Annotated in this window: 24 protein-coding genes and 1 tRNA gene; 10 read left to right on the top strand and 15 right to left on the bottom strand. The window is 48.5% G+C overall.

Translation table 11 applies throughout. From position 1 onward, the window contains the following. The first annotated feature begins 13 nt into the window (after window positions 1-13). Window positions 14-1,048, top strand: coding sequence for a HoxN/HupN/NixA family nickel/cobalt transporter (locus ACP7IZ_RS08935; protein WP_426848785.1), 1,035 nt, complete (start codon window positions 14-16; stop codon window positions 1,046-1,048). A gap of 66 nt (window positions 1,049-1,114) precedes the next feature. Here the strand turns inward: ACP7IZ_RS08935 and ACP7IZ_RS08930 are convergent, their stop codons facing one another. After that, a complete protein-coding gene (locus tag ACP7IZ_RS08930; RefSeq protein WP_426848784.1) occupies window positions 1,115-2,791 on the bottom strand; it encodes an alpha-keto acid decarboxylase family protein in 1,677 nt (558 codons plus the stop codon). 322 nt (window positions 2,792-3,113) lie between these two features. Then, on the bottom strand, window positions 3,114-3,707 hold the full coding sequence (locus ACP7IZ_RS08925; protein ID WP_426848897.1) for a histidine phosphatase family protein: 594 nt from the start codon (window positions 3,705-3,707) through the stop codon (window positions 3,114-3,116). A 116-nt stretch (window positions 3,708-3,823) separates the two neighbouring features. Between ACP7IZ_RS08925 and ACP7IZ_RS08920 the strand changes: the two genes are divergently transcribed. The 3 genes from ACP7IZ_RS08920 to bfr all read left to right on the top strand — a co-directional run bounded on the left by ACP7IZ_RS08920 (window position 3,824) and on the right by bfr (window position 7,481). Beyond that, window positions 3,824-5,788: an esterase/lipase family protein gene (locus ACP7IZ_RS08920; protein WP_426848783.1), complete on the top strand. Its 1,965-nt coding sequence runs from the start codon at window positions 3,824-3,826 to the stop codon at window positions 5,786-5,788. Further along, window positions 5,785-6,810 carry a DUF4105 domain-containing protein gene (locus ACP7IZ_RS08915; protein WP_426848782.1) on the top strand — a complete coding sequence of 342 codons (1,026 nt, stop codon included), beginning with the start codon at window positions 5,785-5,787 and terminating at the stop codon, window positions 6,808-6,810. The genes ACP7IZ_RS08920 and ACP7IZ_RS08915 overlap by 4 nt, the downstream gene beginning before the upstream one ends. Before the next feature lie 182 nt (window positions 6,811-6,992). Continuing rightward, window positions 6,993-7,481, top strand: coding sequence for a bacterioferritin (gene bfr, locus ACP7IZ_RS08910; protein WP_426848896.1), 489 nt, complete (start codon window positions 6,993-6,995; stop codon window positions 7,479-7,481). Window positions 7,482-7,533: 52 nt separating this feature from the next. On the opposite strand, the gene ACP7IZ_RS08905 is transcribed toward bfr, so the two are convergent. From ACP7IZ_RS08905 to ACP7IZ_RS08885, 5 genes are all read right to left on the bottom strand, one after another. Beyond that, window positions 7,534-7,893: an ArsC family reductase gene (locus ACP7IZ_RS08905; protein ID WP_426848781.1), complete on the bottom strand. Its 360-nt coding sequence runs from the start codon at window positions 7,891-7,893 to the stop codon at window positions 7,534-7,536. A 29-nt stretch (window positions 7,894-7,922) separates the two neighbouring features. After that, entirely contained in the window at window positions 7,923-8,369 is a 447-nt protein-coding gene (locus tag ACP7IZ_RS08900) for an HIT family protein (RefSeq protein WP_426848780.1), read from the bottom strand. A 70-nt stretch (window positions 8,370-8,439) separates the two neighbouring features. Then, the gene (locus ACP7IZ_RS08895) at window positions 8,440-9,003 is read right to left on the bottom strand and encodes a DNA-3-methyladenine glycosylase I (protein ID WP_426848779.1); all 564 of its coding nucleotides are present in this window, start codon (window positions 9,001-9,003) and stop codon (window positions 8,440-8,442) included. 14 nt (window positions 9,004-9,017) lie between these two features. Beyond that, window positions 9,018-9,449, bottom strand: a complete 432-nt coding sequence (locus ACP7IZ_RS08890) for an ArsR/SmtB family transcription factor (RefSeq protein WP_426848778.1) — start codon at window positions 9,447-9,449, stop codon at window positions 9,018-9,020. A 4-nt stretch (window positions 9,450-9,453) separates the two neighbouring features. Then, on the bottom strand, window positions 9,454-10,134 hold the full coding sequence (locus ACP7IZ_RS08885) for a peroxiredoxin (RefSeq protein ID WP_426848777.1): 681 nt from the start codon (window positions 10,132-10,134) through the stop codon (window positions 9,454-9,456). 88 nt (window positions 10,135-10,222) lie between these two features. Here ACP7IZ_RS08885 and ACP7IZ_RS08880 point away from each other — a divergent pair, with 88 nt between their 5' ends. Together ACP7IZ_RS08880 and ACP7IZ_RS08875 are read left to right on the top strand one after the other, a co-directional pair. Continuing rightward, window positions 10,223-11,149: an MBL fold metallo-hydrolase gene (locus ACP7IZ_RS08880; protein WP_426848776.1), complete on the top strand. Its 927-nt coding sequence runs from the start codon at window positions 10,223-10,225 to the stop codon at window positions 11,147-11,149. Window positions 11,150-11,177: 28 nt separating this feature from the next. Next, a complete protein-coding gene (locus tag ACP7IZ_RS08875; protein WP_063354652.1) occupies window positions 11,178-11,963 on the top strand; it encodes a sulfite exporter TauE/SafE family protein in 786 nt (261 codons plus the stop codon). Here the strand turns inward: ACP7IZ_RS08875 and ACP7IZ_RS08870 are convergent. After that, window positions 11,958-13,649 (bottom strand): SulP family inorganic anion transporter, encoded by a 1,692-nt coding sequence (locus ACP7IZ_RS08870; protein WP_426848775.1) that lies wholly within the window; start codon window positions 13,647-13,649, stop codon window positions 11,958-11,960. The two genes, ACP7IZ_RS08875 and ACP7IZ_RS08870, sit on opposite strands and share 6 nt — an antisense overlap. Window positions 13,650-13,729: 80 nt before the next feature. On the opposite strand from ACP7IZ_RS08870, the gene arsC reads away from it, so the two are divergent. Next, window positions 13,730-14,077: an arsenate reductase (glutaredoxin) gene (gene arsC, locus ACP7IZ_RS08865; protein WP_426848773.1), complete on the top strand. Its 348-nt coding sequence runs from the start codon at window positions 13,730-13,732 to the stop codon at window positions 14,075-14,077. Window positions 14,078-14,181: 104 nt separating this feature from the next. Here arsC and ACP7IZ_RS08860 read toward each other — a convergent pair whose 3' ends face one another. From ACP7IZ_RS08860 to ACP7IZ_RS08845, 4 genes are read right to left on the bottom strand one after another with little or no spacing between them, the layout of a single operon-like run. Then, entirely contained in the window at window positions 14,182-14,916 is a 735-nt protein-coding gene (locus ACP7IZ_RS08860; protein WP_426848772.1) for a hypothetical protein, read from the bottom strand. A gap of 9 nt (window positions 14,917-14,925) precedes the next feature. Then, window positions 14,926-16,449, bottom strand: coding sequence for an efflux transporter outer membrane subunit (locus tag ACP7IZ_RS08855; protein WP_426848770.1), 1,524 nt, complete (start codon window positions 16,447-16,449; stop codon window positions 14,926-14,928). A 4-nt stretch (window positions 16,450-16,453) separates the two neighbouring features. Then, window positions 16,454-17,530 (bottom strand): HlyD family secretion protein, encoded by a 1,077-nt coding sequence (locus ACP7IZ_RS08850; protein ID WP_426848768.1) that lies wholly within the window; start codon window positions 17,528-17,530, stop codon window positions 16,454-16,456. 15 nt (window positions 17,531-17,545) lie between these two features. Then, window positions 17,546-19,183, bottom strand: coding sequence for an MFS transporter (locus ACP7IZ_RS08845; protein WP_426848766.1), 1,638 nt, complete (start codon window positions 19,181-19,183; stop codon window positions 17,546-17,548). A 120-nt stretch (window positions 19,184-19,303) separates the two neighbouring features. On the opposite strand from ACP7IZ_RS08845, the gene ACP7IZ_RS08840 reads away from it, so the two are divergent. Next, window positions 19,304-20,227 (top strand): LysR family transcriptional regulator, encoded by a 924-nt coding sequence (locus ACP7IZ_RS08840; protein ID WP_426848765.1) that lies wholly within the window; start codon window positions 19,304-19,306, stop codon window positions 20,225-20,227. Between the two features lie 31 nt (window positions 20,228-20,258). On the opposite strand, the gene ACP7IZ_RS08835 is transcribed toward ACP7IZ_RS08840, so the two are convergent. Beyond that, on the bottom strand, window positions 20,259-21,191 hold the full coding sequence (locus tag ACP7IZ_RS08835) for an SDR family oxidoreductase (protein ID WP_426848764.1): 933 nt from the start codon (window positions 21,189-21,191) through the stop codon (window positions 20,259-20,261). A gap of 151 nt (window positions 21,192-21,342) precedes the next feature. On the opposite strand from ACP7IZ_RS08835, the gene ACP7IZ_RS08830 reads away from it, so the two are divergent. Beyond that, entirely contained in the window at window positions 21,343-22,035 is a 693-nt protein-coding gene (locus ACP7IZ_RS08830) for a type 1 glutamine amidotransferase domain-containing protein (RefSeq protein WP_426848762.1), read from the top strand. Here the strand turns inward: ACP7IZ_RS08830 and ACP7IZ_RS08825 are convergent. Continuing rightward, entirely contained in the window at window positions 22,032-22,544 is a 513-nt protein-coding gene (locus ACP7IZ_RS08825) for a MerR family transcriptional regulator (protein ID WP_426848761.1), read from the bottom strand. The two genes, ACP7IZ_RS08830 and ACP7IZ_RS08825, sit on opposite strands and share 4 nt — an antisense overlap. Window positions 22,545-22,636: 92 nt before the next feature. Between ACP7IZ_RS08825 and ACP7IZ_RS08820 the strand changes: the two genes are divergently transcribed. Continuing rightward, on the top strand, window positions 22,637-23,473 hold the full coding sequence (locus ACP7IZ_RS08820) for an alpha/beta fold hydrolase (RefSeq protein ID WP_426848760.1): 837 nt from the start codon (window positions 22,637-22,639) through the stop codon (window positions 23,471-23,473). Between the two features lie 231 nt (window positions 23,474-23,704). On the opposite strand, the gene ACP7IZ_RS08815 is transcribed toward ACP7IZ_RS08820, so the two are convergent. After that, window positions 23,705-23,781, bottom strand: a tRNA-Met gene (locus ACP7IZ_RS08815). Window positions 23,782-23,815: the final 34 nt, after the last annotated feature.

The following is a 23,815-nucleotide window of genomic DNA, read 5'->3' as shown; positions in this document are numbered from 1 at the left end:
CCTTAGGTTACACATGAGAAGAATACTTTGTTATAACTTCAATGCCATTGCAGAAAATGTAACATGGAAAGCGATAGGACTGTTTGCCATATTGGGTGGTTTTAACATCGCAACTTGGCTTTGGGCCTTCATTGCTTTCCGCTATTCTCCAAGCTTATTAAGTATGGCGTTTGTTGCATATAGTCTGGGCCTGCGTCATGCTGTAGATGCTGATCATATTGCTGCTATTGATAATATAACACGCAAATTGATGCAGGAAGGCAAACAACCCCTTTCTGTAGGGCTTTTCTTTTCCCTGGGTCATTCCAGTGTAGTGGTTATAGCATCCATCTTAGTTGCTGCCACAGCGACAACTTTTACACAAAAGCTTCATGTTATTCAAAAATTTGGTGCAATTATCGGACCAATGACTTCTATTGTTTTTCTAATATTTGTTGCCATCATGAATATTATGATTTTTTATAATCTTTATCAAAACTTTTGTTGTGCCAAATCTGGCAACATATCTCACCAAGAAGATATCCATATTTTTCTTAATAAAGGAGGGCCACTCACTCGTTTTCTTAAACCATTATTCGGTCTTATTCGTAAAACTTGGCATATGTACCCACTTGGTTTCCTATTTGGCTTGGGGTTTGATACCGCAACAGAAGTTGGATTACTCAGCTTATCGGCCACCCAAGCATCCCATGGCATGACGCTCTGCTCTATCTTGATCTTTCCTGCGCTCTTTACTGCGGGCATGTCTCTTGTAGATACACTAGATGGCGTTTTAATGCTTCGTGCTTATGGTTGGGCTTTTGTAGAACCCATTCGAAAATTTTATTATAATATGACGCTTACTGTCGTTTCTATCGTCATTGCTCTGCTCATAAGCGCCATTGAAGCACTTGAACTTATACGGAACCATCTCGGCCCTGAATATGCTTTATGGAGCTGGAGTGAAACTTTAAACGAAAACTTTAGCATTTTAGGTTGCGTGATTATTGCCATATTCATGACGTGCTGGGGTGTATCTGCTATCATCATCAATCATAAAAGAATATAAAAATACCCCCTTCCACAATTTGGAAGGAGGTATTCTGCAACACACTAGATTTTAAATATCAGACTTTCAGGATACCTGTGGTTTTCTGGAGTTAGCTGCTGCAACCTTTTTGCCCCATTCCACCAACGTTTTGGTGCAATCAGAACGTTCAATCTGACATTCAATAATGGTGGGCCCTTCATGGTTTGCTTTAGCTTTTTTGATAGCCTCTGCCAGTTCACCTGCTGTGGTGGCTTTTAGGCCCAGACCATGACCATCTTCCGCATTGAACACTTCCATCAAGCCTGCGTAATCCCAGTTCTTGATGTAATTGTAAGGGCCATCGTGAATAGCAATTTCAATAACATAGCCACGATTATTCACGAGGAAGATAATAACTGGCAGCTTATAACGCACCATCTGCGCCATTTCCTGCGCAGTAAGCTGGAACGAGCCATCACCTACCATAAGAATATGCTGGCGCTCTTGAGAACCCATGGCGTTCCCGAAAGCAGAGGGTACAGACCAACCAATATGCCCCCACTGCATTTCCAGCTCAACACGTGCACCGCGCGGTAAATCCATACGTGTGGCGTTGAACCAAGAATCCCCTGTTTCAGCAACCAAGGTAGTATCTGATGTCAGCATGGCGTTGATCTGACGAGTCATTTCATCATTTGTCAGACGCGCATCTGCCTTAGATGCCTCAATAACAGGTGTATGTTTTTTACTTTCCTGCGCCGTTAACGGACGGCTAGGAGCTTTTTTTGCCAGCTCTTCAAGGAATTCACGCAACGTGAAACCTTCGTATGTCTTGCCGCCCACAGTGACACGGTTAGGTTCTGCCAACAAAACATTGTCACCCTTGGGCCATGCGGTCCAACCCACTGTAGAATAGTCATTAAAGACGGGGGCCACACAAATAAGGGCGTCAGACTTTTCAACCAACTCCTGCGCGCCAGGAGAAGAAACATCTCCCCAATAAAGACCACGGAAACCTTTGTGATCTTCCGGAAAAAAGCTTTTTGCTGCCGCCATAATCGTAACAGCACACCCTAGCTTATCAGCCAGATGTTCTGTTTGTGTTTGTGCGTGTGCCGCACGCACTTTGCTACCTACAATCATGGTAACACGCTGAGATTTTTCCAGCAGAGCGACAGAGGCTTCAACGGCCGCTTTTAGACTGACATCATCTACCCGCAATTCTGCCAGCAAGGACGAGACCGGACCAGGGCGAACACATTCTGCATCAGATACGTTACAGGCAATTTCAACATATGCCGGCTTGCGTTCACGCAGGGCTGTGCGAATTACATGATCAATTTTGGCTGGAGCAGACGCTGCATCTGTAATGCTTTCTGACGCGCATGTCACATGCCGCATCATTTCCAATTGGTAGGTATAATCGTTCGTGCCCAGCGTATGATGCAGAATATGGCCTGTTCCGTAATCATTGCTATTAGGTGAACCAGAAATTAAAATAACAGGCAGGTTTTCTGCATAAGCGCCAGCAATAGCGTTCATGGCAGAAATGGCCCCCACACTAAAGGTAACCACAGCCGCTGCTGCGCCATGAGCACGTGCATAGCCTTCTGCACTAAAACCACAATTCAGCTCATTACAGCAGTAAACCTGTTCCATTTCCTTATTTGCCAGTAACTGGTCCAGAAGAACCAGATTAAAATCTCCGGCTACGGCAAAGTGGTGCTTTAATCCGATCTGAGAAAGACGCTCAGCAAGATACATGCCGACTGTATATGTCATGGTTTAATCACTCCTATCGGAATAGCCTCAAAAAAACGGCTTTTAGCTAAAACCCTCAATCAGACAAATGTCCAATATATGAAACCGATGGTTGTCATATAAAAAACATATCTCCCAACCAAGAAAATATCCTATTTTGCCTTCCATAAATGCAAGACAACCTATTGATATTAAGTATTTATTTTTGATATATGTGAGCTTTTATGTCGGTTACGTAAGTATATATTTATATAATAGATCACAAAATGTCACCATATCGTGAATGATTATTCTTACTAAACAAAATTTTTACGACTCTTTGCAACACTTTAACTTTAATGCCTTAAAAAGGTGCGGAAAGTGTGAGAATGCGCCAATTCCCAGATCTTCCCGAAAAAACACTCCAACTTTCTGGATAGACATCTAATTTATTTAGAATATGAAAAGAATTTTTTATACCATCTGCTATAATACATGCGCTTAATGCACGTATGATGATAGGAGAAGCTATTATCAAGAATGTCTCTTGATTTTTGGCGTTATCAAAAAGACCATCCAGCCATGCTTTTAACCTAGCATGAAATGCATACATGCTTTCTCCACCAACTGGAGAGTGCGCAGGATTCATAAATTGCTCCTGCTCTTCTACCGATAAACCTTTCAAATTCCGCCCTGCCAAAGCTCCGTAATTTCTATTCCTTAGCTTCGGCTCCAAAACAATATTTTGCCCTAAAAGAAGACGATCTGAATCTATAAAAATATCAGATGCACAAAAAATGCGCGAAATATTATGTTGTTCCAAAAATTCTTCTTGGATTATTTTAGAAAATAGAAATTTTATTATTTTGTTTTGCTCTGGTATGTAACCTTTACGTACATCATCAGGTATCAAACTTCCTACCAAGATAACGCGTACTACTGGTAGATTGGGCATAATTTCTTCCAAGATTTTAGATAAGTCTCATTCTTTCATTACTGTTTGCCACATTGTCGTGAACATCGTAAGTTCCGCCGCATATTTTAACGCTTGAGTGTGTTCTTCCGGAAAGCATAATGTCTGTTTTTTCTATAAGATTTATCAATAAATTGAATCGCAAGACTTGCTACATTGCTGCTTTTCTGGCCCTTACAGGATGCACCCCTCCTGTTTCTGTTAAGCAACTTAGCCTGACAGAGGCTTATCAAGATCGCACTCATACCGCTCTTAACGGAGCAATCCTAAGCAACACCACCCGTATTGTGCTGGAACGCCAAAATTTGCTGGGCATATGGCAGGCACACCCAATTGCCGCCATTGAAATCCTGCGTAAAAGCACGCAAGACCAATTTTACACTCCAGATCTGAATGACCAACTTTTTGCGTTGGCAGAACTCAGCTACCTACGGGGCAAAAAACATAAATCCCGCACAGATTTCATGGCGGCTGCCATGTATGCATATGCCTATCTCAATCCTGCCGATAAAACGACTGAACATCCAGACCCATATGATCCACATTTTCGGCAAGCATGTGATATTTATATGCTCAGCCTGACAGAGGCTTTAGGTTCTCCTGCAAATGTCAACTCTCAACACTGGGTGCTGCCATTTGGCGATCTGGATCTTTCATCTGAGCCATCAGAACATATATGGCATGGCTATGAGCTTACTGATTTCCGCCCCACTGCGCGCCTTACTGTAAAAGGCGTTAAAAACATTTACAGCCACATGGGGCTGGGCGAACCTCTTGCAGCCATTCCACATGTAAGTGGCCGTGCACCATCCTCTTTTACAGTTACAGATAAACTACGCATTCCTGTCAGCCTGTTTATGGAAATACCAGACCCACGCAGACAAGTTCTCTCCGATCATATTACCGGCCATCTAACCCTTACAGCTTTAGATGACCGTGGGCACATTCTCACAGCCAACAATACACCTATACCTCTACAGTACGATCAAACAGCCTCACGCGCACTTAGCCTCAGCAATGCTGTAGATTGGTCTAGCGAATACAAAGGTTTTCTGGATGGTCGTTTTTTTGATAATGGCCGTAAACCTCAACTTATTGCCATAGAACCGCACCGCTACGGGTGTATTCCCGTTGTGCTTGTTCACGGCACAGCATCCAGCCCAGGGCGATGGGCAGATATGGTGAACGATCTTCTGGAAGATCCTCAAATTCGCGCCCATTTTGAATTTTGGTTTTTTTCTTACGCTACGGGAAATCCCATCCCATACTCGGCTTTTCAACTCCGTGAAGCCTTGGAATCCGCTATTCAAAACAATGGTGGCACGCAAGCAGATCCTGCACTTGGGCATATGGTGCTTATTGGCCATAGCCAAGGTGGGCTTTTGGCAAAAATGCAGGTGATAGACCCTAAAGATAAACTCTGGAATGGTCTGACACACCACCCTTTCAACAGTTTACATCTTACCCCAAAAGCTCATAGCTTTTTGCAAGAAACTCTGTTTCCAAAACCGTTGCCTGAGGTGCAACAGGTTGTGTTTATCTCTACACCACAACATGGAAGTTATCTGGCGGCACTTTCTTTAGCGCACCTTGTCGGCCGTATGGTGACATTTCCTGTCAGCCTAACTGAAGTGATGCAGCAAGTTGTCATTGGAGAATCTGGTTCAATACGTGTCAACATGAGCCCATGGCGTATGGGCAGTGTATATGGCATGACACCCCATAGTGCCTTTATCCGCTCTCTAGCATCCATACCGGTTGTGCCAGAAGTGCGTACGCACTCTATTATTCCCGTTCTAGGGGATGGCCCATTAGCAACTGCAGATGATGGCGTGGTAAAATACCGAAGTGCGCACATACCTTATGCTGATTCTGAACTGGTTGTGCGGCATTCTGGCCATTCCACGCAATCCAACCCGATCACTATTGCAGAGGTGCGCCGTATTTTGCTGGAACATCTCGCCCACCTTACACCGGGAGTTTCAGAAACAGGGGATATGAGCAAACAAAATATCACACGTATTGGCGGTGAATATCAGCCAACAACACCCCCGGTGCATCCATGAGCAAGTTCCAGCATAATTCTTCCACACATGGCTGGGTTTTCTGGGTAAAAGCTGCTGGTGCTTTCTTATTCAGCCTTTATTCTGCGGCTGCGTTTTATTATTCCACCTTAACGCCAGATATGCTGCGTTTAGGCCTGAGTATTATTTTTCCGTTGCTTATTTTGGGGATGTTCTTTTTTGCCCCAGCCCGGCTTAGCCGCACCACCATTCCAGTTTTATGTGCTGTTTTTATAATATGGTATTTAACGGATCCACCGCGCAATCATCGTGATTGGGCTGGAGAGTATGCCTTGCCAGCAGATGCCGTTTTGACTGGTCGGACGGTGCATATTCAAAATATACGCAATTTTAAATACAAAACAGAAACAGATTATACACCACACTATTATGATGCCACATATAATCTGGATGACCTTTCATCCGTAGATATGATTACATCTTATTGGGCTGGAGAAAGTATTGCACATGTTTTTCTTACCTTTGGATTCAAAGATGGGCGCCACCTAGCCATATCTATTGAAACGCGCAGGCAAAAGCGCTTTCCGTATTCAGCGATTGCTGGCTTTTTCCATCATTATGAAATGTTTTATGTTACCGCAGATGAACAGGATTTAATTGGTGTTCGGACAGATATCCGCAAAGAACGCGTTTACCTTTATCGGCTTTTTATTGCACCGCAAACACGTGAACGCCTATTTAAAAGCTACCTTTCAGAAATTCATTTTCTGCATACTCACCCGCGCTGGTACAATACGCTCGCAGATAACTGCACAACAGAAATTCTCTCCCGCGCTGGCGCTCAACTGCATTATCGGCTGGATTGGCGCGTTTTGCTAAGCGGCTACACGGCCTCTTTGGCATATGATCTGGGGCTGCTGAACACACAGTATGATTTTCCCACCCTCAAACGCCTTAGCCGTATTCAGCGGCCGGACGGAGCAATGCCAGATGCACACTATTCGCAAGAAATCCGGGCTCATTTACCTTTAGATAAGCCCCCTACACTTTCACAAACCAAATAACAGAAATGTTATAAATGCTGTTACATGCTTAAGATGCTGTTTCGACAACAAAAAACATAAATAAGACTTGCGAATAAGAATTACTTATTAAAACTCGTTGATATTTAACGATTTTCTGTTTGCATTATGCCAAAAATATCCGTAAAAAGACTTCACAAACTCCACCAAAATCTGGAAATCGTATCATGGTAAAAGATCCTAAAGTTATCGAACATCTGAACGTTCAGCTTACAAATGAGCTGACAGCTATCAACCAGTACTTCCTGCACGCACGCACACTGCGCCACTGGGGCGTTACCCTGCTGGGTAAAAAAGAGTACGAAGAATCCATTGAAGAAATGCGTCATGCTGACTGGCTGATTGAACGCATTCTGTATCTGGGTGGGCTGCCCAACGTCCAGCGCCTGAACACCATCCTGATTGGTCAGGACGTGAAGGAAATTCTGGAATGCGACCTGAAGCTGGAAGAAAAAGCTCTGGGTGATCTGCGCGAAGGCATTGCCTATTGCGAAAGCGTGCGTGACTTTGTTTCCCGTGATCTGCTGCTAAAGATCCTTGAAAACGAAGAAGAACACGAAGACTTCCTGGATCGTCAGTTTGATCTGATCAAGCAGATTGGCATCGAACGCTATATCCAGCTGAACTCTGCAGCGGCTCCTGATCAGGAATAATTACTGATCAAAGGCTATGGGGCGTATAAGCGCCCCATAGTCACCCTGCCATTTAATTTGCAGCAAATAAATCCGCATAAACTTCTGGCTTAAAGCCAACCGTAATTTCCCCTTCCCGGTCTAAAACGGGCCTTTTTATAAGGGATGGATAAGCAACCATAAGTGCTAATGCGCGTGATTCATCAATATTTTCTTTTTCAGAATCAGGCAATTTACGAAACGTGGTGCCAGCTTTATTCAACAGCTTTTCCCACCCAACATTTTGCACCCACTGTTTGAGTGTTGCTGTATCTATTCCCTGTTTTTTATAATCATGGAAACTATACGCCACACTATGCGCCTCTAGCCATTTCATGGCTTTACGCATCGTATCGCAGGATTTAATTCCGTATATCGTTATTGTTGCGCTCATAACCTCTCCCTTGAGCAAACCAACTTTTTCTATGGTTGGATATTCAAAAGTTTCCGCATTTCTTCCATAAAAGCCGCATCCTGCTCCAAATCAAACGTGCGCGCAAAAACACCCGCATAACCCACACAAACAGGCTTGGTTTTTACGGCGTCTGCTTCTGTTAAGTAACGCGGCACAATATGGGTATGGAGAGAGGGTTCCTGATTACACCATGTTTCATAATTAATTCTGGCGGCACTTGTTGCCTTTAACAGGGCATCACCTACCGTTACGCAATCTGCCAAATATTGCATACGCTCCTGCCCGTGCAGATCATTCAGGCTCGGTACAATCGGGTCTGACAGAAGCTGGCAATAACCTTGTACTGGTTGTGTATCTGCAACAATAAGCCAACCCGAAGGCATGCGCCCAATAACCTGAGGGAACTTCCCTTCTCTCGCCCATTCAACACGTTGTTGAATTACATTTTTTGCCATGCTCAGCCTCAGTCATAATTTTGCTTTCTGCAACACGCCTGAGAACAACCATTTCGCGTGGCTTATCGAATCAATCGCAGGCGTAATACCGAAAGCAGTCTGGTTCATGTCCGTTTACCATGCCTGCGGCTTGCATCCATGCATAAACAATAACCGGGCCAACAAAGCAAAAACCGCGTTTCTTCAATTCCTTGGAAAGAACCTGTGAAGCGTGCGTTTGCGCAAGCGTATGAGGCTGTTTCGTCTTTACAGAATTTTGCTGCGCCACATCCCACGCAAAACCTGCAAAATCCTCTCCTTTTGCCTGCATCTGCAAATAGGCATGAGCATTTTTAACAGTCGCTTCTATTTTTAAACGTGCGCGAATAATTCCGGCATCCTGCATCAGCCTTTGCACATCTTGCTCTGTAAACTGCGCTACTTTTTCTGGATCAAACCCAGCAAAAGCCCTCCGAAAATTTTCACGCTTCTGCAGCACCGTATTCCATGAAAGCCCGGCCTGAAAACTTTCCAGCACCAGCATTTCCCATAAGGTGCGCGCATCCTTAATGGGCACACCCCATTCAGCATCATGGTAAGCGCGCAAAATCATGTTCCCACATGCCCATTTGCAACGGTGCTTATGAGAATCCATATAATTTTTCGGCTTTAGAAGCGGCGCTGAGGCTGTGTTGTCTGCACAAAGGCAAACTGTGCGCCTTCTTCCCGAAGGATTTGATCTTTCCTTTTGGTAGATTTTGTTCCGAGTTTATCAGCAATCTCGTGCGTGGCAGATAGCAGGCCTTTGTCACCTTTTAAAAGACCAATCAAAATCCTTACCCGCAAGGCTTCATCTTCACTCTGCAAGCTGTAGTAAATCGTGCGCGATTCGCGACGTGGTACAATGAGGTTAGAACGCCTTAACGTGCCTAACTGCTGGCTGAGAGTCGGCTGCCCAATCCCGGTTTTGCTTTCCAGCTCCCCCACTGCCAGCGCCCCGTGCTGCAAAAGTGCATCCAGAATCATGAGGCGCTGCGGCTGAGCAAACAGCTTGAGTTGCTCCACCAACTGTTTTGCTTCGTCTAAAGACATTTCCACCATGAGCTTACGGCCCCTGATCAGGCTTTAAACACATAAACCACGATGGCCCTGCCTGCATAACAGCATCTTGGGTTTGCGCCGTAGGCAGCACCACATTCCCTCCGGGTGTCCAACCTTCGGGGGTGAGAACATCGCCCTCATCCACCCGTTGAAGGGCAGCAAGCAAACGTAGTAATTCCGCCACAGATCGGCCAACAGTCATGGGGTAGCATGTTGTGGCCCGCACAATACCTTGCGGGTCAATCATGTACACACTGCGCACGGTTGCGCTATTCCGGGCTGTTGCATCCAGCATACCATACGCACGTGCAATGGCCATGGATGGATCTTCTACCACCGGGAAAGGAATCCGAACGTCAAACCTCTCCCGTATGGCTTCAATCCATGCAAGATGGGCGGGCAGGCTATCTACGGAAAGGCCTACCAATGCACAGTTCATAGCTGCAAATTGCGCAGCAGCCTGTGCAAACGCAATAAATTCACTTGTGCAAACTGGTGTAAAATCTGCTGGATGCGAAAACAGCAGCACCCACTGCCCACGCAAAGCACTTAACGTAAGCATGCCTTGGGTTGTCCGCGCCATAAAATCTGGAGCCATGTCTCCAATTCTGGGTGCGGCCACTACCGGCTCCAACTGACTGGTATCTATGATGCGGTCATTCATAGCAGCAGTGTTTACGCGCATTCTTTCACTTGACGCAAGATGCTTTCATTCTTAATTAAAGTGTATATTCATGTTTACTTAAAATAATAAACTGTTGGGAGTTTCCCTTATGTCAGATCCAGCTATCGCCACAGCCACCCAGCAGATTTTAATGGCTGTGCAGCACCCCGAACAACAGCCTGTTGTAAAAACCTTTTTTGATGAAAAAACCTTCACAGCCAGCCATGTGGTGCATGACCCACAAACTCTAACGGCCGCCGTTATTGATAGCGTGCTGGATTATGATCAGGCTTCTGGCCGTATTAAATACGATTCTGCCCAAAAAATTGTCGATTATGTGCGCGCTGAAAAATTGCAGGTTGCATGGCAACTAGAAACACATGCGCATGCTGATCATCTTTCCGCCGCACCATGGTTGCAGGAGCAACTGGGGGGCAAGCTGGGTATTGGTGCCAACATTGTGCAGGTGCAGGAAGTTTTTGGCAAAATCTTTAATGCCGATACCAGATTTGCGCGTGATGGATCTCAGTTTGATCATCTTTTTACAGATGGCGAACAGTTCAAGCTGGGCAACCTGAACGCCATAGCATTACACGTGCCAGGCCATACCCCCGCAGATATGGCTTTTATTATCGGTGATGCAGCCTTTATTGGCGATACACTGTTCATGCCAGATTATGGCACTGCCCGTGCAGACTTCCCCGGTGGAGATGCCCGGATGCTGTATCGCTCTATCCGCCGCCTTCTCACCTTACCAGCGGAAACGCGCCTTTTCCTCTGCCACGATTACAAGGCTCCACACCGTGATACCTATGCGTGGGAAACCACTGTAGGTGCAGAGCGCGCGCATAATGTGCATGTACATGAAGGCGTAAGTGAGGATGAGTTTGTAAATATGCGCACATCACGAGATGCAACACTTGCCCTACCCAACCTGATTATGCCTTCCGTACAGATCAATATCCGTGGGGGGCATATGCCAGAGCCCGAAGATAACGGCACAAGTTACATCAAGATCCCCATCAACAAGCTCTAAAATTTACTGACCTTTCTGGATACCCCATATGCTTTCCTTATCTGTTCCCCATCTCCTGCTAGAACTTATGTCTGGCGTACTGGTCGGTTTTACTTTGGGATTAATTGGTGGCGGGGGGTCCATTCTGGCAGTACCGCTTATGGTGTATCTGGTAGGTGTAAAAAACCCTCATGTGGCTATTGGCACCAGTGCATTGGCTGTAGCTATCAACGCATTGGTGGGGCTGGCACAACATGCACGTAACCATACGGTCAAATGGCGCTGCGCAGGTATCTTTGCATCGTGTGGGGTGGCGGGGGCATTTATTGGGGCCGCTATTGGCAAAACAGTTGATGGCAAAAAGCTCCTTTTGTTTTTTGCCCTGTTAATGATTGGGGTGGGTATTCTTATGCTCCGCGGGCGGCACAACGTTGGTTGTCCGGGGGCAAGCTGTAATAGACATAATGCCCCCAAAGTTATGGGCTACGGCCTTGGCACGGGCCTGCTTTCCGGCTTTTTTGGCATTGGTGGCGGTTTTCTAATTGTGCCCGGCCTTATTGCATCTACCGGCATGCCTATTCTCAATGCAGTTGGCACGTCTCTGGTTGCCGTTTCCGCTTTTGGGTTTAGCACTGCTTTAAGCTACATGCTGTCCGGCTATATTGATTGGCAGTTGGCGGCTCTTTTCATTTTAGGTGGGGCCATTGGTTGCCTGTTTGGCACCCGCACAGCCCGCCGCATGGCAAAATCTTCTAGTCATCTTACAACACTTTTTGCCTGCATTATTTTTATCGTGGCAGTTTACATGATCTGGCAAAGTGTACAAAAATTATAAAGCTTGCGTGCTACCACACAGCTTACGAGCACTCGCCAACGCTGTGTGAAGCTGCATGTAAATATTATCCTTTCCAAGCACTGCGATAATATGGTGGCGCTCCATATCTTTTAGAAAAAATGGCGCAACACGACCAAACAACACGGTAATCCCACGTGCATGTAGCCTTTGCAAAACATCCCGCACAACTTGCGCTGCTGAATAATCAATATCGGTAATTGCACTGCAATCTACCACAACACATTTTACCGGATCCGGCGCGGATGAAATCAGCGTCATGATATCATCCGTAAACAAATTGCAATTTGCATAAAATAAATCTGCACAAAACCGATAAATGATAATACCCGGCATACTTTGCTCTCCGGGTGCCACCGCTTCTGCTTCTAACATTCCTGTCGTGGCTTCTGGGGCCATTATCAACGTATGTGGCATATAGCTATGCCGAACGTGCCGAAATAAAGAAAGCGCAATAGCAATAAAGATACCCTGTTCTACCCCTACACTTACAACCGTAGCGGCTGTTACCAGTGCTAAACGAAATTCTCCGGGGCTTTCATTGCGAATGCCATTAAGCGCCTGAATATCTATCATTCGCACGGCCACACAAAACACAATGGCACCGAGCACACAACGGGGAAGATACTGCAACGGTGCAGGAAAAAACAAAAGCACACAGGCTGTTACAGCGGCAAAAACAAGCTGTGCTTTTTGTGATCTTGCGCCTGCCTGCACAGCCATAGCTGTTTGCGTGGGGCTGCCATTTACCGTAAACGTGCCTGTTAAGGCAGCCGCAGCATTGGCAGCACACAGGCCCACAATATCTGCATTTTCATCAACATGTTCATGAAACATGTTTGCAAAAGCACGTGAAGTTGCAGCACTTTGCGCAATAATAACAAAAACACAGGACGCCGAAATGGGTAGCAGAGCCAGTATATCATGCCAGCCGGGCAGAGGTATGGAAAACGCAGGCAAACCACCACGTATGCTGCCCAGAATGGCAACATCGTAATGTTGTAAGTCTAACTTCCAGCTACAAAAAATACTGATAACCACAACACACAAGCCCACTGGCCAATGAGGCTTCTGCCTTGCTCCTGCCAACAGCACAACACAGCTCAAGCTGGCAATGGCCATGCTTAACCCTTGCATCTGCCCGAAACCTTGGAACAGCCCTATCGCCTGGACCAGTGTATTGTGAGAGGATGAGACCAGGCCTGTCATGTCATACAACATGCTTAAGCCCACTTGTACACCCACGCCTGCCAAAAAGCCCACCAGCACAGTGCGAGACAGAAAATCCGCCAAAAACCCCAACCGAAATAAGCGGGCAACCAATAAAAATCCTGCATTAAGGAGAGCAACTGCGCTAACCAGCTCCATGTATCTAGCGCTGCCGGGGGAAACTATTTCTGACAGGCCACTGGAAAAGATGGCAGCCGTAGCGGAATCTGCCGCCACTACCAGATGGCGTGAGGACCCAAACAGGGCAAACGCCACCAACGGGAACAACACTGTATATAGCCCGCACACAGCAGGCATTTCAGCAATACGGGCATACCCCAGAACCTGTGGAATGTTCATGGAGGCCAAAGAAAGCCCTGCCAGCATATCCGACCATGACCCGGATTTTTTGGTTATCCGTTGGCCGAGCCAATTTTTTATGCCTAACAAGGGCGACATACTCTCTCCATCCCATTCTATTTGCGTGCCATGATACCCTCAAATATCATAATTGAGGCCTCACTCTTTAGGATGCACCTATGTCAGTTACTCTCTACCACAATCCTTCCTGCGGCACTTCACGCACAGTTCTGGGCCTTATTCGAGATGCGGGAATTGAACCGGAAATTATCCTTTATCTGAAGGCGCCCCCAACTCGTGCGGAATTGGAAAACATTCTGGCCAAAGGAAAGTTGAGCGCACGCGACATTTTGCGCAGCAAGGAAGCATTATGTAAGGAACTGGGGCTTGATGCACCCGACATCAGCGATGATCAGATTCTTGATGCCATTGCAGAATACCCCAAACTTCTCAATCGTCCTGTTGTGGTCACACCCAAAGGTGCAAAAGCCTGTCGTCCGGCGAATGTTGTGTTGGAGCTGTTATAAATTTTTCCACAGCCATACGCCTATCTCCTTAACCAAGGGTGGACGTATGGTGTTACACAAATGAACTCAATTATCATGATACGGATACTTGAGTTCATTTATATTTACTTAGCCGACACATCGGCTAAAAGAAGCTCTGCTTTTTCCTGCGCAATCACAACCACATCCTGCTGATCCGTTATTGCCGCAGCATCACCACAATGCAGAACATTTCCGTTTATAGTTACAATGCCAGATACAACCAGCAGATAAAGATCACGCCCTAACGTGGTGCTGTAAGCCGCGCCCTCCGCCGCGGGTATCACCGCATGTAACAAGCGTGCACGCGCAGTTAAAGCAACAGGGGCACCATCTGTAATCTGACCTTCTTCTTCTGGGTCATCTTCTGGAAAGCCTGACGCAAGAATTCTAAAACCACCGTCTTCCAATTGGGGAAAACTTGCACGAATTTCTTGCGCAGGCGGCACGCCTTCTACATCCGCCATAAACCAGAACTGAATAAACGCAGCGCCAGCTAGACCGGCACTCCATTCTAGCCTTTTGCACCCTGTGCCTGTGCTTAAAAGATGCAGCCCTCCGGGCCCAATGTTTTCCTGCTCAAAACCATCTGCATTGCTGATCAGATTTCCTGCGGAGAGCCATGTTAGAATATCCACATTGGTTTCAGGCCCCAGATGATATGTTTGGGCCGGCGCAAGCTTGCCCAGATTAAGCACACGTAAGCGTCCATCATGCGTGTATGCTGGATCTTTATAATCAGCGAATGCAAAATGACAGCGTAGTATAAGCGTATCTGAATGTGCGTTACCCAGAGTTGCCGCACGTCTGATTGTTATCATGCGCTAATCTCACACATGTTTTTTTGCTTTCGTTTTTTCTGGGTAAATACCTTCCCAGCCGCCACCAACTGCACGGTAAAGGTGCGTGACAGACCCTGCCACGCGCGCCGTGGCATCTGCCAATGCGCTTTGAGAAGACAAAAGCGCATTCTGCAATGTCAGCACATTTAAAAAGTCGGATGAACCCTGCACATATTGGGCCTTGGCTGTATCCACTGCAATTTCGTTTTCATGCACGGCTTCAGCCAATTCATCACGCCGCCGCTGAGCAGCCGTAAAATCGGCCATGGCATCATCAATTTCCTGCCACGCCTTTAAAACCGTGCGCTGGAACATGGTTGCTGCTTCTTTCTGCTGCGCCTTACGCAAATGCAGCTGGCCTGTTAGCCTTCCACCTTCAAACAAAGGTAGCGTTGCGGTAGGGCCAAAACCATACTGCCGTGATGCCCATGAGCCCAAACCACTAAACTGAAGGGCCTGCACATCCAAACTGCCAGATAGTGTGACGCGCGGAAAAAAATCTGCAATGGCTACACCAATACTGGCCGTGGCAGCATGCAAATGATCTGCCGCCATACGAATATCTGGCCGGCGCTCTGCCAGTTCAGATGGCAAGCCCACCGGCACCAAGGTAGGCACCAGAGGGATTGGGCCTGGCGCCCCAAGTTCTGCATCCAACGCCCCTGGTTCGCGCGCAACCAGAAAGCTCAAGGCATTTAGCATATGCGTTGCTTGCGCTTGCAAAGGCGGTAAGCGTGCCTCAAATGTATGAAGCTGGCCTGTAGCTTCTGCCACATCCAAACGTGTTGCGGCCCCTTGCTCGAACCGCAATGTGGTGAGTTTTACACTATCTTTTGCAACCTGAATATTATGCTGCAAAATGCCAATCTGCGTTTGTGTTGCACGTAAATCAATATAATCCTGCGCTGTTTCTGCCATAAGAGATACCAGAATATCTCGTCGCATTTCCTCCGTTTCGTGCATGGCTGCTGTAGCGGCTTCCACCTGCCGCCGCACGTGCCCCCAAAAATCCACTTCCCACGATGCGTTCATACCGTATTGAGGCAAGTTGAATGAGGGATTCCCCACACTTCCGGGCAATGCTGTAGGCCCAAATCCTTGAGAGCCAGATGCAATAGACCCCGCCTGTTCACGCTCCATGGTGCCCAGCAAACCCAGAACACCATTGGTGCTGGCCCGTTCACGCCCATAAGATGCATTGGCTTCTGCATGAGGAAACTGTGCAGCACTGGCAATCCGCCGTTCTGCCTGGCTTTGCATCAAACGCAGGCTCGCCGCTTTAAGATCCAGATTGGACGCTGCAACCTCATTTTCCAGCTTAGTCAGCACTGGATCATGAAACAGTGTCCACCACTGCGGATCTGTTGAAGCCGTTGTAATCTGGCTTTCTGCTGGCGGTTGGGTTGTGCGCCAATCTGCTGGCGCTTTAACCTGCGGCTTGTGATAATTCGGCCCAACAGTGCAACCAGAAAGCACCAGCACGGATAAGCCGGAAAAGAAAAGACGCTTCATGAAACTACTGCCAGATATAACGTGAGTTATTGGCGTGCGGGCCTTCTGGCTTGGAAGCCGTATCAATATTCACTTCAACAGACATGCCAACACGCACCTTTGCCGCAAGCGGCTGGTCTGGATCAAACGTAAGCTTAACGGGAATACGCTGCACCACCTTGGTAAAGTTACCCGTCGCATTATCTGGCTGAATAGGTGCAAAAGCGACACCGGTGGCAGGCGCCAATGAATCCACATGCGCCTTGAGGGGATGACCGGGAAATGTATCTACCCAAACAGTCGCACTCTGGCCGGTTTGCACTTTTGTAAGCTGTGTTTCCTGAAAGTTAGCCAGCACATAGGCTTCATGAACAGGTACAACAGCCAAAATACCCGTGCCGGGGTGCACATAATTCCCGATACGCACACCACGCTCACCCACTACCCCATCCATTGGAGCAGGAATGGAGCAGTAAGACAGGTTCAGTTCTGCCTGTTTTTCATCCCCCTGCATGCGCAATAAAACACCACGTGCACGCTGAAGCTGGGCTTTTAAAACTGCAACCTGCCGAATGGCGGCATCCACCCCAGCTTGGTCTCGTGCTATGGCTGCCGCTGCTTCTTTTTCCTGCGCTTCCGATGATTGCTTTTGTTCAATCGTGCCCGCACCACCAGAGGAAAGATTGCGATACCGGGTTGCGTTCTGCCGGGCAAACATCAATGCGGCCTGATCTGCCAAGACGGCTGCACGTGCTTGCGCAATAACGGCATCCTGCCGACCAAGCTCGGCTTCCAAATTGGCAACATCGCCTTGGGCGGCTAGCACATTGCCTTTTGCTACCTCCAAGGCTGCACGGTAATCATCATCCTCAATATGGGCCAGTTCCTCACCCGCATGCACAAGCTGGTTATCCTGTGCAATAACCCGATCAATACGGCCTGAAACCTTGGGCGCAACCGTGGGAAAATCTGCTGTTACGTAGGCATCATTGGTATATTGGTTCACACCATCACCATTGATCAGCCGCGAACCACCCCATGCAACAAGGGCAAGCACAGCAGCGGCACAGCCAGCATAAAGCAGCGGTTTTTTGTAGATCATAATCTGTATTCCGGATTAGCGGGCTGGAGTGTTGGGAGAAGGCGCGCGCGGCGGATACACCCGGCGCGGCAGAATAAGGTTCATGCAAGCGTACCCAAGGCAGACCCATATCAGCACATAATAGATATCGTTCAGCGCCAGAACGAGCGCTTGCTCATGCACATAGGTATGGAAAACCTGAAGGGAATTACGGGCAACATGCACACTATCTGGCGATGTAACCGAAAGCTGCTGCGTGATGGGGTTACCCATACCCTGCAGGGCTAAACCATGCGTGCCATGATGATCGAGCAACATGGTGGAATGATATTGCTCTCGCCTACGGGTTAAAGCAGCAAACAGCGCATAGGCCACTGCATTGGCCAGCCCTTTAAGCATATTGACCATGCCAGAAATAAACGGACCATCGGCAGGCCCCATAGCAAGGGTTGCCAGCATGAGGGTGGGAATAACCGTCATGGGTTGTCCAAAAACCTGGAGAATTTGCAGCGGGTAAAAATTATCCCGCACCCAATCCACCGTCAGCCATGTGCCCAACCATGCAGAAGCGGCCAGACACAACATGCCGCCCGCCAGTACAAAGCGGCAATCAACCTTACGACTGTTACAAAAAGCGGCAATCAACGGCAGCATGATAAGCTGCGGCAACGCAACAACCAGTGATACCGGAGCTGTTTGAATAGGCCGATACCCACGCACAGCAGATAGATAGGTTGCAGGAATATCCCCCATAATCGCACAGATGGCGAGAATACCCACCAATGAGAGCAAAGACGCCTGAATATTACGGGATCGCCAGTACTGAATACGAAAATAAGGGCTGGGATGAAACGCCTCGTTAATTACAAAGACAATAAAGGCTGCCCCACCCCAGAATGTTAGATCCGTAATCACGGGGGAACGGAACCAATCCAGCCTATCCCCCTGATACAATACGATCACCAAGGAACAAATTGCCGGCAGCCCTACCAGCAATCCAAGCCAGTTAAACTTTTCAAATCTCTCAAAATGCATTGGGTCTTTCGGCAAGCCATAGGCCATCATCGCAATGGCCAACGCTGCTGTTGGAATAATTTCCCAATACAGCCAATGCCAGCCCATACGTTCGAACCAGAATGCTTCCAGCGGCAAACCCAGATTAGGCCCAAAAGTAGCGCTCATGGCGTACCCGCCAATGCCAAATACCCGAATTTCTGGAGGGAGGTATTTCAGCATCACAGTCATAAGCACGGGCGGCAAACACCCTGCCGTTAACCCTTGAAAAGCACGCAGAATGCAAAGTGAAGTCACATCCGGCATAAAGGGCGCTGGAATGGAAAGCAGTGCCAAAGCTGCTGTCATGAAAATGGAAAAGCGATAGATCGAGAACGTCATATAAAACCACGGCGTAAACGCCATGGCTGCAATATTGAACGCCTCATAAATCGCAATAACCCACGTGCCCTCATCGTGGCCAATGTGCATGGCGCCCCGAATATCGGAAAGACCGATCTCGGTCACATGCTCATTAAATCCTGCAACATGCACGGCCAGCAGCATACCCAAACAGCCAACAACAGTGCGTAGGCCAAAGGGGGGAATATAAGAAGGGCGTGGTGGCGCGGCATGAATAACCGGTGCACCAACCCCTTGTGCAGGAGCAGCGTTGGTCATAAGCGCACTTCAAACGGTCCGTTGCGCCTTCGACAACCCCTATTTCTGATAAGTGACGAATTCGATTTTCGGAATAGAAAACTCTAGTCATTCCATAAATCAACATCTATTTCTGGAAGGATGAAAGGTTATGATCTCGACCTACTCCGCTACCTTCAGGTGCTTATCGAAGAAGAAAGCGTCTCTCTTGCCGCACGTCGGCTAAAAATCAGCGAACCGGCTATGAGCCGTCAGCTTGCTAAATTACGCAAAGCATTTGCTGACCCCATTCTTGTGCAATCTGGCCGACGCATGACCCCATCGGCCTTTGCTGCTGGCATACTCAATCGGGTACAGAATGTTGTTGTTGCCGCAGATAGCCTTATAGAAACACGCGCACTTGCCAATCTGGCAAACATGGCGCCTACCTTTACCCTTCGGGCTAATGATCTGGTTGTAGCAGCGCTGGCTCTTCCACTCTTGGAAGCCCTGAAAAAGGATTGCCCTCGGTGTGAAGTGATCTGGGCTCCCGAACTCGATGCGGCTGCATCTGTCCCGCTGCGTGATGGCAGTGTAGATTTGTACATCGGCGCAACGGAAATGATGAAGCCCGAAATACGCCGCCAAACCATTTTCCGAGACTATATGCGGGGCCTTGTACGTAAAGGGCACCCAATTCTGGCAGAGCCCATCACACCGGAAAGCATGGTACGTTACGATTATATCAGTGTTTCACGCAGAGGGCGCGCACAAGGCCCGATTGATTGGATGCTGCGCAATCAACATGGGCTGACACGTAGAATTGCAATGGTCGTGCCCAATTACCATGCAATGATAGAAAGTATGAAAAATACAGATCTCATTCTGCCTTTACCAGGCATTGTGATTGATCATATCTCTCAAGAAGCCCTTGGGCTGACATCTTTTGAATTTCCGCTCTCACTTCCATCCGTGGAAGCTTTTCAAGCGTGGCATCCACGCCGTGACATGGACCCCGTACATCGCTGGTTAAGAGAAACCCTTTTCCGTGTTTCTCGACAAGTATTAGTAAAGTTCCCTCCTTGATGCGATAAGGAGATAAGGAAACCGGAAAGCATCATCCCGCTTTCCATTCCTTTCTGATCAGTTCCAGCCCCTCCTGATATGTCGTGACCGAAAACTCGGGGAAACGGCGTTTGAATTTCGTTGAGTCGAAGATATTGTCCTGCTCGTAGCGAGGCAACAGCTCCCTGATCTCCCGCACCTTTTTTGAGAAAATGCCTGCAATAATCAGTGGCCATTTGCCTATGACCGAATAGGAAGGCGTGCGTCCAAAAATCCTGCCCGCCATGGTAACGAATGTTTTATAGGTCGGCCGATCATCACAACACGGCAGGTGCCAAGTCTGGCCATAAGCATCCGGCGTATTGCCCAGCGTTGCCAGCCCGCGGCTCGCATCCGGCGTCCAAATAAGGGTCCGGCGTGTATCGTCACGGATAGGAACCAGAGGTCTTTTGCCTGCTTTCAGCCTGTCAATAATCAGGGTGTTGGTGAAGCTCTGCGTTTTCCCCGGACCGTAAAATTCGGGTGCACGAGCGATCAGCACGGGAATGTCTCCCCGCGCCATTTCTTCCAGCACCATGGAGGCCATTGCGGCACGCACCCGCCCTTTCCGGCCAACCGGAGCGAAGCGCGTTTCCTCCGTCTGGATCTGATTGTTCTGCGGATACATGTAAGTATTATCGAAATAGGCAAAACTGGCACGCGCCGACCGGCAAGCCTGCAAGACGTTTTTCAGCATAACCGGAAACTGCTCTTCCCAAAGCGTGCTATCTGGAGGCAGACCGGCTGTGAAATACACGATCCGACTGCCTTTCACCGCCCCTGTTGTCTGCACTGCATCCAGCAGGTTTGCAGCCATGAGAGTATCGTCTTCGTTAACCTTGCGGGGATTGCGGCTCACGAGCCGCAGGGCACCCGTATGACGCTGATGCAATGTCCGCGCCAGTTCCGTAGCGATCTGGCCATTTGCGCCCAGAATTGTCTGCATGTGGGGTTGCTTCCATAACGTCGGATAGATTTGTCCTTACAACGCTAACGTTAAAGCCAGGTTTAATGTCAAACGACAGATTGACCTTCAACCGGACTTGAACGTTACAAAACGGTCGTCCAACTACCCTGCTGCATAAAAGGGGCCAGCCATGAGCCGTCACATCCTTCACGTTGCCACCAACATCGCGCATTTTGACAATCCGATGCACCCGACCGGATTATGGCTATCGGAACTCACGCATGCCTGGGACATGTTTGCCGCCAAAGGTTATGAACAGCGCATTGTCAGCCCTAAGGGGGGCAAGGTTCCGCTTGACCCGCGTGCGTTGAAATGGCCAATGCGCGATGCCTCCTCCAAAGCATGGCTGGCCGATCCGGCAAAGATGGCCCTGCTATCTGCAACAGCCTGCCCCGCAGACATCAATCCGCAGGATTATGATGCAATCTACTTTACCGGCGGTCATGGCGTGATGTGGGACTTTCCGAATAGTGAAAGCCTTCAAGCCATGACACGCGCATTATGGGAAAAGGGCGGTATTGTTTCCGCTGTCTGCCATGGATATTGCGGGCTTTTGAACACCCGGCTTGCAGACGGTTCTTTTCTGGTGTCCGGGCACAAAATCACCGGATTTTCGTGGACCGAAGAAAAGCTGGCAGGCGTATCTGGAGAAATCCCCTACAACGCGGAAGCTGAAATGAAAGAACGGGGCGCGCTTTACGAAAAAGCTCTTTTGCCGTTTCTCTCCCATGTGGTGGCAGATGGAAAACTGGTGACGGGCCAGAACCCTTTTTCCGCCAGGGCAACCGCAAGAAAAGTCGTGTCTCTGCTAGAAGGGCTTTAACGGGAGGTAGGTTTTTTGTTGTTGCTCGCGCTCACAGAGAGACGACGATCCGTTCTGTCTAGCAGGCGCACATCATCAGGCGTGATATTCGAATTTTCGGAAGACTCCGTAAGCACATTCGCCAGGACACGCCGGGCATTGGCCGCACAATCCATGTCGTCGGGACGTGCCTGAATGTCCTGAACCAGACGAAGGAGGTGTGCTTTGCTCTGGGCCAAGCGCGCTTGCAGCGCCTCAATATCCGCAATCTTGCGTGTGAGTGCGTCCATAAGGGCATCATGGTCCCAGTGCTGCAGATCAGAGGGCAGCAGGGTACGGATTTCATCCAGCGTAAATCCGGCCCGCTGCGCCGTTGTGATGATTCCCAAAATCAGCACGGCCTGTGCCGGATAGGTTCGGTATCCGTTGGAACGACGATCAACCGTTTTCAGCAGTCCGATGCGCTCATAAAACCGGATTTTGGACGTTGTAAGACCGGTTTGCTGGGCCAGTTCTCCAATCTTCATCATCTGTCTTCTGTTACAAATTCATCTTGACGTTGAACTTATGTTCAACGTTAGCGTCTGAGCACTATCAGTTCTGAATGCTCAGGAGAAGTATCATGTCATTCGTCATGACATCCGATGGCGTAGAGATTTTTTACAAGGACTGGGGCTCGAAGGATGACCAGCCGATCGTCTTCCATCATGGCTGGCCACTCAGCGCCGATGACTGGGACACGCAGATGCTGTTTTTCCTGAGCAAGGGATTTCGCGTCATTGCGCATGACCGCCGCGGTCATGGACGTTCGGCACAGGTGAGTGACGGTCATGACATGGACCATTACGCGGCTGATGCATCGGCGGTTGTCGAACATCTCAATCTGAAAAATGCCATCCATATCGGGCATTCAACAGGCGGCGGACAAGTTGCCCGCTATATCGCGAAATATGGTCAGCCTCAGGGACGTGTTGCCAAAACCGTGCTCATTAGTTCAGTGCCGCCTTTGATGGTCCAGACGGATCGCAGTCCGGAAGGCGCACCGATCAAAGTGCTGGATAAACTACGTGCCGGCCTGGCGGCCAACCGCGCGCAGTTCTTTCTGGATATCGCGAGCGGCCCGTTTTACGGTTTCAACCGTCCCGGAGCGGACGTTTCAGAAGGGACGATCCGCAACTGGTGGCGTCAGGGCATGATGGGGAGTGCAAAAGCCCATTATGAAGGGATCAAGGCCTTCTCTGAAACCGACCAAACCGAAGACCTAAAGACCATCACTGTTCCTGTGCTTGTGCTGCAAGGCGATGATGATCAGGTCGTGCCTTACAAAAACGCGGCTATTCTTCAGGATAGGTTGCTTCAGAATAGCACATTGAAGATTTATTCTGGTTATCCGCACGGCATGCACACAACACATGCCGACATCATCAATGCCGATATCCTGGCGTTCATTACCGGATAAAGATAACGCCATAACGATATGACGTTTTCACACCGGCAGGTGACGGTTTTATCTCTTTATCTGCCTTGTTGCGAAATAAGCCCCGCGAGACCACCCGGCCCTCTTTCGAAGGTCGGGACATGCATAAGTATCTGACAAACTAGCCTTATGTGCATCCTGCGCCGCGTTTCAGGCACAAAAAAACCCGCCTGATGAGGGCGGGTTTATCGTGTCCGATCGAGGACTTATATTTGGTTGCGGGGGCAGGATTTGAACCTGCGGCCTTCAGGTTATGAGCCTGACGAGCTACCGGGCTGCTCCACCCCGCGGTTGTGATTGTGTTGAAATTTGTGGGGTATTGAG

The sequence above is a fragment of the Acetobacter sp. AAB5 genome, from assembly GCF_050106715.1.
In the GTDB taxonomy this organism is placed as follows: domain Bacteria; phylum Pseudomonadota; class Alphaproteobacteria; order Acetobacterales; family Acetobacteraceae; genus Acetobacter; species Acetobacter oryzifermentans.
Note: the sequence above shows the minus strand (reverse complement) of the source record. Positions and strands in the feature narration are given on the sequence as shown.

Coding starts and splice junctions, on each gene's coding strand:
- ACP7IZ_RS08855 (WP_426848770.1), bottom strand. CDS start 16,449: ATGAAGCGTCTTTTCTTTTCCGGCTTATCCGTGCTGGTGCTTTCTGGT.
- ACP7IZ_RS08850 (WP_426848768.1), bottom strand. CDS start 17,530: ATGATCTACAAAAAACCGCTGCTTTATGCTGGCTGTGCCGCTGCTGTG.
- ACP7IZ_RS08860 (WP_426848772.1), bottom strand. CDS start 14,916: ATGATAACAATCAGACGTGCGGCAACTCTGGGTAACGCACATTCAGAT.
- arsC (WP_426848773.1), top strand. CDS start 13,730: ATGTCAGTTACTCTCTACCACAATCCTTCCTGCGGCACTTCACGCACA.
- ACP7IZ_RS08845 (WP_426848766.1), bottom strand. CDS start 19,183: ATGACCAACGCTGCTCCTGCACAAGGGGTTGGTGCACCGGTTATTCAT.
- ACP7IZ_RS08820 (WP_426848760.1), top strand. CDS start 22,637: ATGTCATTCGTCATGACATCCGATGGCGTAGAGATTTTTTACAAGGAC.
- ACP7IZ_RS08880 (WP_426848776.1), top strand. CDS start 10,223: ATGTCAGATCCAGCTATCGCCACAGCCACCCAGCAGATTTTAATGGCT.
- ACP7IZ_RS08915 (WP_426848782.1), top strand. CDS start 5,785: ATGAGCAAGTTCCAGCATAATTCTTCCACACATGGCTGGGTTTTCTGG.
- ACP7IZ_RS08905 (WP_426848781.1), bottom strand. CDS start 7,893: ATGAGCGCAACAATAACGATATACGGAATTAAATCCTGCGATACGATG.
- ACP7IZ_RS08895 (WP_426848779.1), bottom strand. CDS start 9,003: ATGGATTCTCATAAGCACCGTTGCAAATGGGCATGTGGGAACATGATT.
- ACP7IZ_RS08930 (WP_426848784.1), bottom strand. CDS start 2,791: ATGACATATACAGTCGGCATGTATCTTGCTGAGCGTCTTTCTCAGATC.
- ACP7IZ_RS08840 (WP_426848765.1), top strand. CDS start 19,304: ATGAAAGGTTATGATCTCGACCTACTCCGCTACCTTCAGGTGCTTATC.
- ACP7IZ_RS08825 (WP_426848761.1), bottom strand. CDS start 22,544: ATGATGAAGATTGGAGAACTGGCCCAGCAAACCGGTCTTACAACGTCC.
- ACP7IZ_RS08890 (WP_426848778.1), bottom strand. CDS start 9,449: ATGGTGGAAATGTCTTTAGACGAAGCAAAACAGTTGGTGGAGCAACTC.
- ACP7IZ_RS08935 (WP_426848785.1), top strand. CDS start 14: ATGAGAAGAATACTTTGTTATAACTTCAATGCCATTGCAGAAAATGTA.
- ACP7IZ_RS08835 (WP_426848764.1), bottom strand. CDS start 21,191: ATGCAGACAATTCTGGGCGCAAATGGCCAGATCGCTACGGAACTGGCG.
- ACP7IZ_RS08920 (WP_426848783.1), top strand. CDS start 3,824: ATGTCTGTTTTTTCTATAAGATTTATCAATAAATTGAATCGCAAGACT.
- ACP7IZ_RS08885 (WP_426848777.1), bottom strand. CDS start 10,134: ATGCGCGTAAACACTGCTGCTATGAATGACCGCATCATAGATACCAGT.
- ACP7IZ_RS08875 (WP_063354652.1), top strand. CDS start 11,178: ATGCTTTCCTTATCTGTTCCCCATCTCCTGCTAGAACTTATGTCTGGC.
- ACP7IZ_RS08830 (WP_426848762.1), top strand. CDS start 21,343: ATGAGCCGTCACATCCTTCACGTTGCCACCAACATCGCGCATTTTGAC.
- ACP7IZ_RS08900 (WP_426848780.1), bottom strand. CDS start 8,369: ATGGCAAAAAATGTAATTCAACAACGTGTTGAATGGGCGAGAGAAGGG.
- ACP7IZ_RS08870 (WP_426848775.1), bottom strand. CDS start 13,649: ATGTCGCCCTTGTTAGGCATAAAAAATTGGCTCGGCCAACGGATAACC.